A 16,697-nucleotide genomic window follows, 5' to 3' on the forward strand; every position below is an offset into this window, starting at 1 on the left:
CGGTGAGGCGTGGCTAGTTCGTGAGGGCGGGAACCGTGCGCGGGCGCACGACGAGCCAGAGCGTGAGGATCGAGATGACGGCGGCGCACGCCATGACCAGGCCCATGGGGGCAGCCGTCGCAACGCCCAGGACCCCGACGATCGGGGACAGCAGTCCGGCGAGCCCGAAGTTGAGCGCGCCCAGCACGGATGCGGCGGTTCCCGCCTCCTTGCCGTGGTGCACGAGCGCGAGCACCTGGATGGTGGGGAACGTGAATCCGCAGGCCATGATGAACACGAACAGCGGGATGATGACGCCCCAGAGGCCTGCTCCCGAGACGCTGAGCACAATGATCGCCGTCGCGGTGATCAGCTGAACCACGGTCGTCGCCACGAGGATCCACTGCGGACCGACCGAGGTGCGGTGCATGATCCACGAGCTCGTCTGGACGCCGATGATGATGCCGACCGAGTTGACGGCGAAGAGCAGGCCGAACTGCTGGGCGCTGAAGCCGAACACCTCCTGGAAGAGGAAGGACGAGCTCGACAGGTACGCGAACAGCCCCGTGAAGCTCATGCCTCCGATGAGGGCGACGCCCACGAAGACGCGGTCCGAGAACAGTGCTTTGTAGCGTTCGCGCGCGGTGCTGTGCCCGGCGCCGTGGCGGTCCTGCTGCGGCAGCGTCTCGACGATGAAGAACGCGACGCACAGCGCGACGACGGCGCCGTAGATCGCCAGCGCCCAGAAGATGCCGCGCCAGTCGACCAGCAACAGCAGTTGCGAGCCGGCGACGGGGGCGATCACGGGAGCGAGCCCGTTCACGAGGGCGAGCCGCGAGAGCATCTTTACGAGCGGCTTTCCGCCGAAGAGGTCGCGCACCATGGCCATCGCGACGACGCCGCCCGCGGATGCGCCGAAGCCCATGAGCAGGCGGAAGGCGCCGAGCCAGTAGATGTCGGGCGAGAGCGCCGCGCCGATGCAGGCGAGGATGTGCAGGCTCGTCGCCAGCAGAAGGGGCAGACGACGGCCCACCTTGTCACTCCAGGGACCCACGATGAGCTGACCGAATCCGAAGCCGAGCATGGTGCCGGTCAGGGTCAGCTGGATCGCCGCCGCCGGCACGCCGAGTTCATGCTGCAGGGTCGGCATGGCCGGCAGATAGAGGTCCATGGTGAACGGACCGAGCGCGGTCAGGGCACCGAGGACGAGGATGTAGACCAGCCGTTGGCGCGAGCTCAGCCGGTCGCCGGGGTGCGCGTGGTTGACCGCGCCGTCGGGCGTGATGGCGGGAATGGAGCCGGTGTAGGTCAAGGCGATCCTCAAAGGCGGTCGGTGCGGCGCACGCACAGGGCGTGGGGGAACGATCGTCCGGGGTTCGCGCGGAGGGAGCGCAGCGATGCCCGGCGGGCGGCAGCATCGCCGCGGTGAATCGAATCGATTCGATTCACCTCAATGCTAACGCACGTCGGGCCCGCTTCGCCACGACCTCAGAGGGTGACGGATGCGACTCCCCCGCTTGCCGCTGCGCCCTGCTCGGCCATTCCCGCGTGGAGCGTCCAGCCGTTCTCGAGCTCGGAGCGCACGTTCGCGCCAGCGTCGTCGGCGCCCACCTCGAACCGGGCGGATGCACCCTCGGGCGTCGTCACGGTGAGCGTCCTCGAGCCCTCCCCTCCCGCGAACAGCCTCAGCGAGAGGTTCTGCAGGTAGTCGTAGTCGGGTCGATCCGTGCGCGCCCCGACCGGCAGCAGCGCTCCCCCACGCACGTAGAGCGGGAGCGAGAGGAAGTCGTGACGCTCGCGGCGCCATCCGCCGCCTTCGACGACCTCGCCGGTGAGGTAGCTGGTCCACGTGCCCGCTGGCAGGTAGAGATCCACCTCGCCGTCCGCGTTGAACACCGGCGCGACGAGCAGGTCACTGCCGAGCATGTACTGCCGGTCGAGGTAGGCCACGGCGGGGTCTTCAGGGAACTCGAGCTGCATCGGGCGCAGGATGGGGGCGCCCGTCGCGGTCGCCTCGATGCCGAGCTGGTAGAGGTAGGGCATGAGGGCGAGCTTCAACTTCGTAAACCTGCGGGTCACCTCCACGGCCTCGTCGTCGAAGATCCACGGCACGCGATAGGAGTCCGAGCCGTGGAACCGGCTGTGGCTGGAGAGCAGGCCGAAGGCCGTCCAGCGCTTGAAGACCCCGGCGTCGGGGGTTCCCTCGAACCCGCCGATGTCGTGGCTCCAGTGCGCGAATCCGCTGAATGCGAGCGAGAGCCCGCCCCGCAGCGTCTCGGCCATCGACGCGTAGGTCGAGGTCGAGTCCCCGCCCCAGTGCACCGGCATCGCCTGGCCGCCCGAGGTGGCCGACCGGGCGAACAGCACCGCTTCGCCGGCACCCCGCGCCTGCTCGAGCACGTCGAAGACGGCACGGTTGTACAACTCGGTGTAGAAGTTGTGCATGCGCTCGGGCGCGGAACCGTCGAAGTACTCGACATCGATCGGGATGCGCTCGCCGAAGTCGGTCTTGAAGCAGTCCACTCCTTGCTCGATCAGGCGCCGCAGCTTGCCCTGGTACCACGCCGTGGCATCCGGATTGGTGAAGTCGACCAGTCCCATGCCGGCCTGCCACAGGTCCCACTGCCAGACCGATCCGTCCGGACGCCCCACGAGGTAGCCCGCGGCTTTCGCCTCGGCGAAGAGTGGAGAGCGCTGGCCGATGTACGGGTTGATCCAGACGCAGATGCGCAAATCCTTGCCGTGCAACCGGGCGAGCATGCCCTCGGAATCGGGGAAGACGCGTGAATCCCACTCGAAGTCGCACCAGTTGAACTCGCGCATCCAGAAGCAGTCGAAGTGGAACACCGAGAGCGGCAGGTCACGCTCGGCCATGCCGTCGATGAAGCTCGAGACGGTCGCCTCGTCGTAGTCCGTGGTGAAGCTCGTGGAGAGCCAGAGCCCGTACGACCACGCCGGAACCTGCGCCGGCCGACCGGTGAGTTCGGTGTAGCGATCGAGGATGGCCTTCGGCGTCTCGCCGTAGATCACGAAGTACTCCAGCGACTCCCCTCCCACCGAGAACTGCACCCGCTCGACGGCCTCGGAGCCGATCTCATAGGAGACGTGCCCGGGGTGGTTGACGAACACGCCGTAGCCGCGGTTGGTGAGGTAGAACGGAACGGACTTGTAAGCCTGCTCGCTCGAGGTTCCGCCGTCGGCGTTCCAGATCTCCACACTCTGGCCGTTCTTGACGAGCGGGCCGAACCGCTCCCCGAGCCCGTAGACGAGTTCGCCGACGCCGAGGTCGAGCTGTTCGTGCACGTAGGTGCGGCTGGATGGGGCGGAGGTGCCGGAGCGGGCGTTGCCCACGAGGCCGGTGTCCACCTGGGCGTCATCGGCGAGCTCGACGTAACCGAGAGCCTTGCTTCCGCTGCCCGTGAGACGGCGGCCGGCCGCCTCGAAGTGCACCGCCCAGCTCGCTCCGATCTCGACGCGGGCACTGAGCGCACCGGCCGTCAGCCGGGCCTCCCCTTCGCCGCCTTCCGCTACGCCGACGCCCTCGCGGGCACCCGGCAGCGGGAAGGTGAGCTGCGGTGTTCCGCCCTGGAAGTGCTCGACGCGCACCCCGATCACGTCTTCGAGCGGTGAGGAGAGCGTCACCGTGAGCGTCGGCCGGTTCAGCGTGTCGCCCCGCGATGCGATCACCCGTGTCGGCGCCGTGACCACCAGGTCGTGCTCGCGGGTCTCGACGTCGTAGGCCTGTGCCGCATAGAGCGCGGTGACCCCGGGACGCAACTGCCAGAATCCGTCGGTGAACTTCATTACTTGACTGCTCCTGCCGTGATGCCGCGCGTCAGCGTGCGCTGGAAGATGAGGAAGAAGACGAGCGTCGGGATGAGGCCGAGCAGCGCCGAGGCGCTCGTGGTCGTCACATCCATGAGCCGATCGCCCTGAAGCGTCGCGATGGCCACGGGCACCGTCTGGTTGTCGTTGCTCACGAGGAAGGCGAGCGGGATGAGGAACTCGTTCCACGTCCAGATGAAGAAGAAGATGACGAGCACCGACAGGGTCGGCCGGCTGATGGGCACGATGACCCTCCAGAGCACCTTCCACCGGCTGGCGCCGTCCAGCGCCGCCGCCTCCAGGATCTCCTTCGGGAACGTTCCGTACACCGATGAGAGCAGGTAGGTTCCGAAGGCGCTCTGGATGACGGTGAAGACGATGATCACCGACCAGACGTTGTCGTAGAGCCCGACCGCCTTGAACATGAAGTACAGCGGGTAGAGCAGGGCCTCCTGCGGAAGCACGTTCGCGAGCAGGAAGAGCACGACGATCCAGGTGCGACCCCGTACGCGACCCACGCCGATCGCGTACGACGAGAACACCGAGATGATCACGGCCAGGATGGCCACGGTGCCCGAGATGACGAAGCTGTTCCAGAGCTTCAGGGGGAAGTCGACCCGGTTCCAGAACGCCGTGATGCCGTCGAACGAGATGTGCGTCGGCAGCTGCAGCGGGCCGCCGGTGGCGTAGTCGGCGTTCGTCTTGAACGAGTTGATGATGATCAGGTAGAACGGCGCGGCGATGATCACGGCCACGACGATCGCGACGACGAGCAGCAGCCAGTCGGATGCGGTGCGCCGCGTCTTGCGGCGGCGCACCCGGAAGGTGCTCTCCTTCTTCGCGGGCTTCGTGGTGGTGACGGGGGCGAGGGGTGTCGCGGTGGTCATGATCAGCGCTCGTTCTCTGCACGCTCGGCGCGGTTCTGGGCTTTGATGAAGAAGATGGCCACCACGGCGATGACCACGGTCAGGGCCGTCGCGATCGTGGCTCCGTATCCCACCTGCTGGCTCTGGAAGAACTCGCTGTAGGAGTAGTAGCTCGGCACGATGGTGGCGTTGCCGGGCCCGCCGCGGGTCAGTGTGTACACAGGTCCGAAGACCTTGAGCGCGGCGATCGTGCAGGTGAGGGTGACGACGAAGATCTCGGGACGGATGATCGAGACGGTGATCGCAGTGAAGCGCTGGAACCAGTTGGCTCCGTCGAGTTCCGCCGCCTCGTAGAGCTCCGGATCCACCCGTTGCAGGGCGGCCATGAAGATGACGACCGGGTAGCCGAGCTGCACCCACACCATCACGGCCATGATGCTGGGCAGTGCGGTGTCTGGGCTGCCGAGCCAGTTGTGTGCGAGGCCGCCCAAGCCGACGGTGGTCAGGATCTGGTTGAGGGCGCCGTCGTCGGCCCGCAGGATCCAGCCGATCACGACGGCCGCAACGGCCACCGGAAGAATCTGCGGCAGGTAGTACGTCGCCCGCAGGAAGCTCGCGAGCCGGCCGCCGAACTTGCGTCCGATGAGGTCGAACAGCATCGCCGCCAGGGCGAGGCCGAGCAGTGTCGGGATGACGACCATCGCGATGATCATCGCGATCGAGTTCGCGAACGAGAGCCAGAACTTGTCGTCCTGGAAGAGCCGTACCCAGTTCTCCAGGCCGATCCAGCGCGGGGGCCGGATGCCGCGGTACGAGGTGAAGCTCAGGTAGATGTTCCAGACGAGCGGGATGAGGACGATGACCGCGAGCAGCACGAAGCCGGGGATGAGGTAGAGCCAGAACGCGGCTCGGTCGTTCTTGCCGCTCTTGGGAAGCAGGGGCGCTTCCGCTGCCGGCTTCGCCCGTCGGCGGGATGCCGCGGGCGCAAGGGTCGATGCAGCCATGGTGGTGCCTTTCCTTGCAGAGAAGTCCCGGCGCAGGTGGGGAGGACCGTGGTTCCGGCCCTCCCCACCCGGCCTGTGCGGGAATCAGCCGGTGATGTCCTTGACGCCGTCTTCGTACTCGCTCCCGAGTTCGTCGAGCACCGCATCCGGCTTCTTTGTGCCGTTGACGAGCTCCTGCAGGCCGGCATTGAGCTGGTCGTAGAAGGTCGGCGTGGGCCAGTCGGGGTAGAAGGCCAGGCCGTCGCGCTCGGTGAGCGTGGTGAAGTTCTCGATGAGCGCCTTGCTGTTCTCATCGGTGATGTCGGCCTCGTCGGCCGCGACGGGGATGCCGCCGTTGTTGCCGATGATCGCCTGGATCTTCGGGCTCATCGTGATGTCGATGAACTTGTATGCGAGGTCCTTGTTTTTCGAGTTCTCGGGGACGACCCAGAGGTTGCCGGAGGATCCGGGTGCCATGTCTGAGCCGGGGAAGAGGAAGCTGCCCCAGTTGAACCCGGTGATCTCTGTCGTGAAGCGGCCGTACCACCAGCTGCCCGAGTAGAAGATGGGGTACTTCGCGGCCTCGAACGCCACGCCCGCGTCCTCGGCCTTCAGGCCGGTCGCATCCGTGGAGATGTAGCCCTTGTCGACCCAGTCCTTGATGGTGTCGGTGGCGTAGGTGAAGGCCTTGTCGTGGAAGTCCACCTTGCCGGTATAGGTCTGGTAGTCGGTCACCCAGTCGCGGTCCGCCTTGCTCAGTGCGAGCTGGTACCACAGCTGGCCGAGCGGATACTCGGCGGCGGACTCGGCCAGCGGCGTCACGCCGGCGGCCTTGAACTTCGCCAGGGCGTCCTCGAACTCCTCGAACGTCGTGGGCACGGCGATGCCGTACTTCTCGAACATGTCCTTGTTGTAGTAGACGTCGACGAACTCGCCGTAGTTGGGGATGCCGTAGAAGTGACCGGAGCCCATGATGCCCTCGTCGCTGTACTTCGACGTCGTCTGCAGGCTCGAGGCCAGCTTGTCATCCCAGCCGTAGGCCTTGACCGCTGCGTCGAGGTTGGTCAGCAGGCCCTGGCTCGAAAGCAGGCCGGCCGTGGCGTTGCCCTTGTTGTACTCGAGGATGTCGGGTGCGGAGTTCGAGTTGAGCACCTGGCTCGCGGTCGAACGGATCGCCTCGAACGACTTCTCCTCGAACTTGACCTTGGCGCCGGTCTCCTTCTCGAATTCCGTGATCGCCGCATCCCAAGCCTTGCCCATGGCGCTGTCCGCGCCCTCGTAGTGCCACAGCGTGAGGGTCTTCCCATCGCCCTTCGGGTCGGTGTCGACCTTGGCGTTGTCATCAGACCCACCGCCGGCAGAGCATCCGGCGAGCAGCACGGCGCCGATCACGAGACCGGCCGCTGCTGCGAAGTGCCGCTTGCGCATCATTACCTCCTTGTAGAGGAGCGACGCCTTCGTGCAGGACGGCGAGGCAGCCACTCCGATGCCATTTTGTTTGCGCCGCAAACATAACGCATCCATTTGGCCGACGCAAGGGGATCCCGAAACAACAAAGGGCAGAGGCAGCGCCTCAGCGCGGGACTAGAGCGCTATGTTCGCGTCGGGAACAATCAGGCGATCAGGGCCGCAGGCGCCTGACCGGCGGGATCCGCGATGAGTTCGGCGAAGACGAGCTCGGCCGCCCCGACGAGCAACAGGTCGGGGTGCGAGGAGCCGCGCAGCACCGTCGTTCCCTCCCGAGCCGAGCGGATCGCCTCGCCCACCAGGTCCTTGGCCTCGCGGCCCTCGGTGATGACCGCCAGGAATCCACCGATGATCACGGTGGAGGGGTTGAAGAGGTTCACGACGCTCTGCAACACGTGGCGCAGCGTCGCCCGGTACTTCTCCATGAGAGCCAGCGCCTCGGGCCGGTCGGTAGTCGCAGCACGCTCATCGAGCTCGTCTTCCTCGCTGTCGCTCATGCCGAGCGCGGCGAAGAGCTCGGCGCGCGAGACCGCCGTCTCGAAGCAGCCGGTCGAACCGCACGTGCAGCGCCGATCGGTGTCGCCGACGAAGACGTGCCCGACCTCTCCGGCGTGCCCGTTCGTGCCGAAAACGAGCCTGCCGTCACTGACGGCCCCGCCGCCGATGCCGCTGGCCCCGCCGATGATGTAGAAGAGGTCGTCGATCCCACGCCCTGCACCGAACGTGCTCTCCGCACGCAACGCCAGCACGGCGGCATTGGCGGCGTGCACCGGATACCCGAGCGCGCCGTGCAGGCGTTCACCAACGGGCTGGTCCGTCCACCCCAGGTGGGTGGCCTCGCGCACGAACCCGTCGGAGACGCGCACCTGACCGGGAACGGCGACGCCGACGCCCGCTACTCGCCATTCCCCGCCGGCGAGCATTCCCGCGACGACGGCATTGACCGACTGCACGAACTGCGGGACGGGAGGCGGGCCATCCTCGTACGCGATGCGGGCGCGCCGACGCACCTGCCCGTTCATGCCGATGAGTCCGATGTGCAGCGCATCGACCTCGGGGTTGACGGCGATCGCGACGATCGATGGGTCGGACTCGAAGATGGGACTCGGCCGCCCGGCGCCGCGTGCGACCGCCGGCCGTTCGACGATGAGCCCGAGTTCGGCGAGCTCCGCGAGCACGACCCCGACGGTTGAACGGCCGAGTCCCGAGAGCCGGGTGAGGTCGGCGCGGCTGAGCGCCCCGTCACGGTGCAGCCAGCCCAGGATGCTGGAGAGGTTGCGCTCGCGAATCTGCTCGGCCGTTCCGCCGTTCGCGCGCGCAGCCTGAGAGGACTCGGTGATGGCCGGCATGCTCCGAGGATAGTTGCCTGCGGCATCCGTCGTTATGTTCACGCCAAGAACATTCGCGATGTCAGCCGACGAACCGCCCTGCGGTCGCTCCGACGTCGTCCCGGCACTTGGATGCCATCCAGGTTTCGAGAAGTTTCGATCCTCGTCGGATCTGGCGATCGCCTGAGCGTTGGCCGCTGCGCCCCACGATTGCGGGGCACCGCAGCCGTGACCAGAGCGTTATTTGTTGCGCTTGACCGCATATGGTCCCCGCCGTAGTATCGGAACGCCCTAATCACTTTCGACGTTGCCGTCGAAACTTTCGAGAGGTTCAACGATGAACAGACGCAGCACTAAGAGGCTGCTTGCCGGCGCCGCCGCGCTCGGCGTGGCGGTCGCGGCACTCACAGGATGTAGCGCCAGTGGCGGCGGCGACTCCGACGGGAAGGTCACCCTCACGTGGTGGCACAACGGGAACCAGGACCCGCTGAAGGGCCTCTGGGAAGACGTCGCGAAGGAATTCGAGAAGTCGCACCCGAACGTGACCGTCAAGGTCACGGGCTACCAGAACGAGGACCTGCAGAAGACGCTCATCCCGAACGCACTGCGCTCCAACAACCCGCCGGACCTCTTCCAGGCCTGGGGCGGCGGAGAGCTGAAGGACCAGGTCGCCGCCGGCTACGTCAAGGACATCTCCGGCGACGTCAAGGACGAGCTCGACGCGGTCGGCCCCACGGCCAGCGGCTGGCAGATCGACGGCAAGACCTACGGACTGCCCTTCAGCTACGGCATCGAGGGCTTCTGGTACAACAAGGACCTGTTCGCCCAGGCCGGCATCACCGACACCCCCACGACCCTGGATGAGCTGAACGAAGACGTCGCCAAGCTCAAGGCGGCGGGGATCGCGGCGCCCATCGCCGTCGGTGCGGGCGACAAGTGGCCTGCAGCGCACTGGTGGTACAACTTCGCGCTGAAGGACTGCTCCCCCGACACGCTGAAGAAGGCCCAGTCCAAGCACGTCTTCGACGACAAGTGCTTCGTCAAGGCCGGCGACGACCTCGACACGTTCCTGAAGACGGAGCCCTTCCAGGAGGGCTTCCTCGCCACTCCCGCCCAGCAGGGTGCCGGCAGCTCGGCAGGTCTGCTCGCCAACGGCAAGGCGGCCATGGAGCTCATGGGCCACTGGGAGCCCGGCGTCGTCGGAGGCCTGACGGCCGACAAGCAGGTGCCCTCGTTCCTCGGCTGGTTCAACTTCCCGGGCATCGAAGGCTCCGAAGGCGACCCGACCGCTGCCCTCGGCGGCGGCGACGGCTTCGCCTGCTCGCAGCAGGCCCCGCCCGAGTGCGTCGAGCTGCTGAAGTACATCATGAGCACCGACGTGCAGAAGCGCTTCGGCGCGAGCGGCGCGGGCATCCCCACGGTTCAGGATGCCGCATCCAGCGTCAGCGACCCCAACCTGCAGCTGGTTCTCGCCGGCAAGCAGAAGGCGTCGTACGTTCAGCTCTGGCTCGACACGGCCTACGGCGCGACCGTCGGCGGTGCCATGAACGACGGCATCGTCAACCTCTTCGCAGGCAAGGGCTCCGCGAAGGACATCGTCACCGGCATGCAGGACGCGGCGAAGACCGAGTAAAACGCGCCATGACACTCTCACGCACCATCCCAGCCGGGCCCGCGGTTTCCGCGGGCCCGGCCCCGGCTCGGCGGCCCTCGCGGGCCCGGCGGCGCAAGGGCTTGGAGATCGCCCTGTTCGTCGCTCCCGCGACCCTCGTCTACGTCGGCTTCGTCCTGGTTCCCGTCGTGCTCGCGGCCGTCTACAGCCTGTTCAAGTGGAACGGCTTCGGTCCCCTGACCGACTTCAACTTCCCGGACAACTACATCCGGGCCATCAGCGATCCCGTCTTCATCGGCGCGATCGGCCACAACCTGTTCATCGTGGTGCTCTCCCTCGTCATCCAGGGGCCGGTCGCCATCGGCATCGCGCTGCTGCTGAACCGCAGGATGCGCGGCCGCACCCTGCTGCGGGTCATCATCTTCATCCCCTACGTGCTCAGTGAGGTGATCGCGGGCCTCTCATGGAAACTGCTGCTTCAGCCGGAGGGCCCCTTCGACTCCTTCCTCTCCGCCATCGGACTCGGCGACCTCTCCCGGCTGTGGCTCGCGGACTCCGACGTCGTGCTCTGGACGATGTTCTGGATCCTGACCTGGAAGTACATCGGCTTCGCGATCATCCTCTTCCTGGCCGGCCTGCAGGGCGTTCCCGAAGAGCTCGGCGAAGCCGCCCAGATCGACGGCGCCACCTGGTGGCAGACCCAGCGGCACATCACCATTCCGCTGCTCGCCCCCACCATCCGCATCTGGGCGTTCCTGTCGATCATCGGCTCGCTGCAGCTGTTCGACATGATCTGGGTCGTCACCGGCGGCGGACCCGCCGGAGCGACGGCGACCATGGCGACCTACATGGTTCAGTTCGGATTCCAGCGCAACCAGCTGGGCTTCGGTAGCGCCGTCGCCGTGATCCTGTTCATCGTCTCCCTCATCTTCGCCCTCGTCTATCAGCGGTTCGTGTTGCGCCGCGACCTCGCGGGCTCCCTCACCCAAGGAGTGGGTTGACCATGACCTCCACCACCATGACGGCGCGGCGCACCTCGCCGCGCACCGCCAGCGGCTCATCCGGCGGACCGACCAAGCGCGGCTTCGACTGGGGCCAGCCCTTCGTCTACCTGATCGCGCTCATCATCGTCGGCATCACGATCGTGCCGGTGGCGTACATCTGGATCGGCGGCTTCCGCACCACGGCCCAGATCAACGAGAGCCCGGCCGCCTGGCCGAACCCTTGGGTGTTCAGCAGCTACGCCTCCGTGCTCACCTCGCCGAGCTTCTGGCAGCAGGTGGCAAACAGCACCATCACCGCCCTGGCCACGACCATCGGCGTCGTCATCCTCGGCGTGATGGCCGCGTTCGTCATCGCCCGCTACCAGTTCAAGGGCCGCGACGCGATCTACTCGATGTTCACCGCCGGACTGCTCTTCCCCATCACCGTGGCGATCCTGCCGCTCTACCTGATGCTGAAGAACATCGGCCTGCTCGGAACACTCGCGGGCGTCTTCGTGCCGCAGATCGCGTTCGCGCTGCCGACGACCATCATCATCCTCGTGCCGTTCCTGCGGGCCATCCCCGCCGAGCTCGAGGATGCCGCAGCGATCGACGGAACCAGCCGGTTCGGCTTCTTCTGGCGCATCCTGCTGCCGCTGTCGGGACCGGGACTCGTGACCGTCGGCGTGCTCGCCTTCGTCGGCAGCTGGAACGCCTACCTGCTGCCGCTGCTCATGCTGAGCGACGCGTCGACGTACACCCTGCCCTTGGGCGTGCAGCAGTTCTCCACGCAGTACTCCCAGGACACGGCGGCGGTGCTCGCGTTCACGTCGCTCGCGATGCTGCCCGCCATCCTGTTTTTCACCATCGCCCAGCGCCGCATCGTCGGCGGCCTCACCGGGGCGGTGAAGGGATGACCGACACGATGACGGATGCGGCCGCCTGGCAGGACCGCACCCTCCCGACCGAGGAACGCGTCGAGGCGCTGCTCGCCGCGATGTCGGTGCGCGAGAAGGTCGCCCAGCTCTATGGGGTCTGGGTCGGCGCCTCGGCGGAGGGTGGCGACGTCGCCCCCCACCAGCACGACCTGAACGACGACGTCGACCTCGATGAGCTGTTGCCTGCGGGTCTCGGGCAGTTGACCCGGCCCTTCGGCACGGCACCCGTCGATCCCGCCGTCGGCGCCCTGTCGCTGCTGCGCACGCAGCAGCGCATCATGCGCGCCGGCCGCTTCGGCATCCCGGCGATGGCCCACGAGGAGTGCCTCGCGGGCTTCGCCGCCTGGCAGGCCACCGCCTACCCGGTGCCGCTGAGCTGGGGAGCCAGCTTCGACCCCCAGCTCGTGGAGCGCATGGCGCAGCACATCGGGGCCGATATGCGCTCCCTCGGCGTGCACCAGGGTCTCGCTCCCGTGCTCGACGTTGTGCGCGACGCCCGCTGGGGCCGCGTCGAGGAGACCATCGGAGAGGACCCCTATCTCGTCGGCACGGTCGCATCCGCCTACATCCGCGGCCTCGAGTCGGCCGGCATCGTCGCGACGCTGAAGCACTTCGTGGGCTACTCCGCGTCGCGCGCCGGCCGCAACCTCGCCCCCGTCTCCATCGGCCGGCGCGAGCTCGCCGACGTGCTGCTGCCTCCCTTCGAGATGGCGGTACGGGAGAGCGGCGTGCGCTCGGTCATGAACGCGTACACCGACATCGACGGCGTTCCGACGGCCGCGGACGCGTCGCTGCTCACCGACCTGCTGCGCGAGGCCTGGGGCTTCGAGGGCACGGTCGTCGCCGACTACTTCGCGATCGGGTTCCTCCACCTGCTGCACGGTGTCGCCGAGGATTGGACGGCCGCCGCCGCCCTCGCCCTCGGCGCCGGCATCGACGTGGAGCTGCCGACGGTGAAGGCCTTCAGCGCGCCCTTCGTCGAGGCGGTGGAAGCGGGCCGCATCGACGAGGCGCTCATCGACCGCGCCCTGCGGCGGGTGCTGCGACAGAAGGCGGAGTTCGGCATGCTCGACGCCGACTGGTCGCCGATCCCCTCGGCGCTGGCGGGAGCCGACCTTTCCGACGCGGAGGCGCTGCGCGGTCGCATCGACCTCGACACCGCCGAGAACCGTTCCCTCGCCCGCACGCTCGCGGAGCGCTCGATCGTGCTGCTGCGCAACGACGGGGTGCTGCCGCTCGGCGCGGGCACGGATGCTCCGACGCGCATCGCGGTCATCGGTCCGAACGCCGATGACCCGTACGCGGTGCTCGGTTGCTACTCGTTCCCCTCTCACGTGGGGGTGCAGCATCCGCATCTCCCCCTCGGCATCGAGCTCCCGACCCTGCTCGAATCACTCCGCGCGGAGTTCCCCGACGCCGAGATTCGGCACGCGCTCGGCACCACCGTCGACGGTGGTGAGCTCGACGGTTTCGACGCCGCAGTGTCTGCCGCAGCAGAGGCCGACGTGGTCGTGCTCGTGCTCGGCGACCGGGCGGCCCTGTTCGGCCGGGGCACGAGCGGCGAGGGCTGCGACGCGCCGAGCCTCTCGCTGCCCGGTGCGCAGCAGCAGCTGCTGGATGCGGTGCTCGCCTCCGGCACGCCGACGATCGTGACGCTGCTGGCCGGCCGGCCCTACGCCCTCGGACGGGCGACGACGGATGCGGCCGCCATCGTGCAGGCGTTCTTCCCGGGCGAGGAGGGCACCGGCGCGATCGCCGGCATCCTCAGCGGCCGGGTGAACCCCGCTGGCCGGTTGCCGGTGAGCGTTCCGGCGCATCCGGGGGCCCAGCCCTCGACCTACCTCGCGTCGCCGCTCGCGACGGCGAGCGATGTCTCGAACATCGACCCGACCGCGGCGTATCCGTTCGGCCACGGCCTGGGTTACTCCGCCTTCGAGTGGAACGGCGCGTCGCAGTCGGCCGCGGAAGCGGCGACCGATGCCTCGGTGCAGGTCTGGATCGAGGTGGCCAACACCGGTGATCGGGCCGGCAGCGACGTCGTGCAGCTCTACCTCCACGACCCGGTTGCCAGCATCGTGCGCCCGGTGCAACGACTCATCGGCTTCGCCCGCGTGGACCTGGGCGCGGGCGAGCGCGTGCGGGTGCGCTTCGAGGTACCGGCCGACCTGACGAGCTTCACCGGAGCCGACGGCCGCCGCATCGTCGAGCCGGGCGAGATCGTGCTCGGCTTCGGCCGTTCGAGCGGCGACATCGTCTCGGCGCACTCGGTGCGGCTCACGGGAGAGGTGCGCCACGTCGACCACACGCGCAGGCTGCACGCCTCGGTGAGCGTGGACCCGGCCTAGCGACCGCGCCCCGCCGATGAAAGGGGGTGTCCCGTGTCGACTGGCACGGGACATCCCCTTCGTCGCGTTGGACCGCGGGATGCGGACCGTCCCGTCGCCGAACCCGCAGATATGGTGGGGCCGCTCGCCGAGCCCGCAGAAATGGTGGGTCCCCTCTAACCGAGCCCGCAGTTATGGTGGGTCCTCCGCCGGTGGTACCCGCAATTACTGCGTCCTCGGGGGCGGGACGGGTACGGCTACGGGCTCGCGGGTGGGGACGGTGCGGGTCTACGGCTTGCGGGCGGCCGCAGTGCCACTCAACGACTCGCCACCCTGCCACACCAGGAGCCAGTCTCCGGGCGATTGCTCCCCGGGGGAGCCGTCGGCGTTGCGCGAGGTTATTGGTGCCTCCCAGCTGAGCCGAAGCGGCGCCCGCGCGATGCTGCCCTCGAGAACGCAGCTGGAGAGGTAGGTCCTCTCGGGAGGGATGACGATGAGGCACACCTGCCCGGAGTCGTCGCGCGCGGCGTAGGCGCTCGGACCGAACTCGTCACCCGGGCTCAACAGCCGGAAGGACTCGGAACGGAAGCTCGGGGCGAGGGCGACCGCCGGCAGATCATTGGGCTCCTGGGGCCGGTCGAAGATGCTCGCCACGGCCGGCGCTTGGTCGACGGCGGCCTCCGTGCTGGTCGACGTGCCCGTCGGCGCCGACGCCTCGGACGGGACGCCCTTGGGGAGGGCAGCCCCGATGGCCCCTCCGATTAACAGCCCGGCGGCGAGAGCCGCCGCGGCAACGAGGACGATCCTCCCGCGCGACGCCGGCGCCGGCTTCGAGTCCCGCTCAGGCTTCGACTCCCGCTCGGAGGACGACGCCTGCTCCGACGACGGATGGGTCCCCTGCGCCGTCCCCCTCATAGCCGCCGACTGGAGCACCACCGCGGCATCCGCAGCCGTCACCGCTTCGAGCGCGAATCGGCGCTGCATGCTCCGGCGCTTCTGCGCCTCGGCCAGCTGGTGCGCCGCGCCATCGCGGTCGCGACCGTCGGCGGCGTAAGCGTTACGCTGCAGCACGCGGATCTGGGCGAGGGGCGACTCCCGCCCACTCGGAGCGGCGTCATCGGGGTGATCAACCCACCACAGCTCGTCGATCACGTCGCCGTCTCCGGCGAACTTCTGCTGCACGCTTCGGCGCAGCGCCTCGTCTGCGATCACACGTTCGTAGGCCGTCGTCGCCACAGAGCCCCCGCATCATCCGAATGGTGCTCGACATCCTTGCACGGACACGGCACCATCATCGCTCGGCGCGGGCGAGCCGACGCTCCGGAATCCGCGCTGTGCAGTAGGAACTGCACGCCGGCGACCTCAGGCCGCGCGCGGCGGGGCGGTGCTGTCGCGCACGACGAGGTTCGTCGCCAGGTCGAGCCTGGGCGTGGATGCCGGCCGCTCGGTGTTCATGCGGATCGCGATGCGGGTCGCCTCCTCGCCCATACGGCGGAGCGGCTGGTGCACCGTCGTCAGGCGCGGGCTCATCCAGCGGGTGAGCGAGATGTCGTCGTAGCCGACGACGGAGAGGTCGTCGGGCACGCGCAGGTTGAGCGCCCGCGCCGTGTCGAGAACGCCGAGCGCCTGCAGGTCGCTGCCCGCGAAGATGGCCGTGGGCGGGTCGTCGAGTTCGAGCAGCTCGCGGGAGTGCAGGCGCCCACCGCTGACGTGGAAGTCGCCGAAACGGATGAGGGCCGGATCGATCGAGAGGCCGGCCGTGTTCATGGCGGAGCGATAGCCGTCGACGCGCGCGAGCGAGCACATCATGTCTTCGGGCCCGGTGATCGCCGCGATGCGCGTGTGGCCCAGCTCGATGAGATGTCGGGTGGCCAGCAGCCCGCCCGACCAGTTCGCCGATCCGACGGAGGGCACCTCGGGAGACGGGTCCCCGGCCGGGTCGATGATCACGAAGGGGATGGCGCGGGACTGCAGCTGCTCGCGGTATTCGGGGGCGAGGTCCGAAAAGACGAGCACGATGCCCACGGGGCGACGGCGCATCACGCCCTCGATCCAGTCGGGTGCCGGCGAGTGCCTGCTGCCGCTCTCGGTGAGCACCACCGAGAGGCCGTGCTCCTTCGCGACCGCCTCGACCCCGGCGATGATCTCCATCGACCAGATGCTCTCGAGCTCATGGAAGACCAGCTCCACCAACTGCGAACGCGTCGTGTCGCCCCCGGTGCGACGCTCGTAGCCCCGCTGCGCCAGCAGCACCTCCACGCGTGCGCGGGTCGCTGCCGACACGTCCGACCGGCCGTTGAGCACCTTCGAGATCGTGGACAACGAGACCCCGGCCTCTTCGGCGACGGCGGCGAGCGTCACGCGCTCCTGAGCGGCATCAGTGGTCACTTTT

12 protein-coding genes are annotated in these 16,697 nt (G+C 68.1%); 4 read left to right on the plus strand and 8 right to left on the minus strand.

Annotated features, from left to right (window positions below; genetic code table 11):
* Positions 1-13: 13 nt before the first annotated feature.
* From WDJ51_RS06045 to WDJ51_RS06070, 6 genes are all read right to left on the minus strand, one after another.
* Complete coding sequence (locus WDJ51_RS06045; protein WP_337851538.1) at positions 14-1,291, minus strand: multidrug effflux MFS transporter; 1,278 nt, start codon at positions 1,289-1,291, stop codon at positions 14-16.
* Positions 1,292-1,467: 176 nt separating this feature from the next.
* Positions 1,468-3,783 (minus strand): alpha-xylosidase, encoded by a 2,316-nt coding sequence (gene yicI / locus WDJ51_RS06050; RefSeq protein WP_337851539.1) that lies wholly within the window; start codon positions 3,781-3,783, stop codon positions 1,468-1,470.
* On the minus strand, positions 3,783-4,691 hold the full coding sequence (locus WDJ51_RS06055) for a carbohydrate ABC transporter permease (RefSeq protein WP_337851540.1): 909 nt from the start codon (positions 4,689-4,691) through the stop codon (positions 3,783-3,785). Before WDJ51_RS06055 ends, yicI begins: the two co-directional genes overlap by 1 nt.
* Positions 4,692-4,693: 2 nt before the next feature.
* The gene (locus WDJ51_RS06060) at positions 4,694-5,674 is read right to left on the minus strand and encodes a carbohydrate ABC transporter permease (protein WP_337851541.1); all 981 of its coding nucleotides are present in this window, start codon (positions 5,672-5,674) and stop codon (positions 4,694-4,696) included.
* Between the two features lie 84 nt (positions 5,675-5,758).
* Positions 5,759-7,081, minus strand: a complete 1,323-nt coding sequence (locus tag WDJ51_RS06065) for an ABC transporter substrate-binding protein (RefSeq protein ID WP_443218464.1) — start codon at positions 7,079-7,081, stop codon at positions 5,759-5,761.
* Between the two features lie 185 nt (positions 7,082-7,266).
* On the minus strand, positions 7,267-8,469 hold the full coding sequence (locus WDJ51_RS06070) for an ROK family transcriptional regulator (protein WP_337851543.1): 1,203 nt from the start codon (positions 8,467-8,469) through the stop codon (positions 7,267-7,269).
* A gap of 316 nt (positions 8,470-8,785) precedes the next feature.
* Between WDJ51_RS06070 and WDJ51_RS06075 the strand changes: the two genes are divergently transcribed.
* Genes WDJ51_RS06075 through WDJ51_RS06090 form a run of 4 tightly spaced genes read left to right on the plus strand, consistent with a single transcriptional unit; the run spans position 8,786 to position 14,326 of the window.
* Positions 8,786-10,081: an ABC transporter substrate-binding protein gene (locus WDJ51_RS06075; RefSeq protein WP_337851544.1), complete on the plus strand. Its 1,296-nt coding sequence runs from the start codon at positions 8,786-8,788 to the stop codon at positions 10,079-10,081.
* Positions 10,082-10,089: 8 nt separating this feature from the next.
* Positions 10,090-11,061 (plus strand): carbohydrate ABC transporter permease, encoded by a 972-nt coding sequence (locus tag WDJ51_RS06080; RefSeq protein ID WP_337851545.1) that lies wholly within the window; start codon positions 10,090-10,092, stop codon positions 11,059-11,061.
* Positions 11,062-11,063: 2 nt separating this feature from the next.
* Positions 11,064-11,960, plus strand: a complete 897-nt coding sequence (locus WDJ51_RS06085) for a carbohydrate ABC transporter permease (RefSeq protein ID WP_337851546.1) — start codon at positions 11,064-11,066, stop codon at positions 11,958-11,960.
* Positions 11,957-14,326 (plus strand): beta-glucosidase family protein, encoded by a 2,370-nt coding sequence (locus WDJ51_RS06090; RefSeq protein WP_337851547.1) that lies wholly within the window; start codon positions 11,957-11,959, stop codon positions 14,324-14,326. The genes WDJ51_RS06085 and WDJ51_RS06090 overlap by 4 nt, the downstream gene beginning before the upstream one ends.
* Before the next feature lie 267 nt (positions 14,327-14,593).
* Here the strand turns inward: WDJ51_RS06090 and WDJ51_RS06095 are convergent, their stop codons facing one another.
* Positions 14,594-15,541 (minus strand): hypothetical protein, encoded by a 948-nt coding sequence (locus WDJ51_RS06095; protein ID WP_337851548.1) that lies wholly within the window; start codon positions 15,539-15,541, stop codon positions 14,594-14,596.
* Between the two features lie 126 nt (positions 15,542-15,667).
* Entirely contained in the window at positions 15,668-16,693 is a 1,026-nt protein-coding gene (locus tag WDJ51_RS06100) for a LacI family DNA-binding transcriptional regulator (RefSeq protein ID WP_337851549.1), read from the minus strand.
* Positions 16,694-16,697 lie beyond the last annotated feature (4 nt).

Source organism: Rathayibacter sp. YIM 133350 (genome assembly GCF_037404875.1).
GTDB lineage: Bacteria > Actinomycetota > Actinomycetes > Actinomycetales > Microbacteriaceae > Orlajensenia.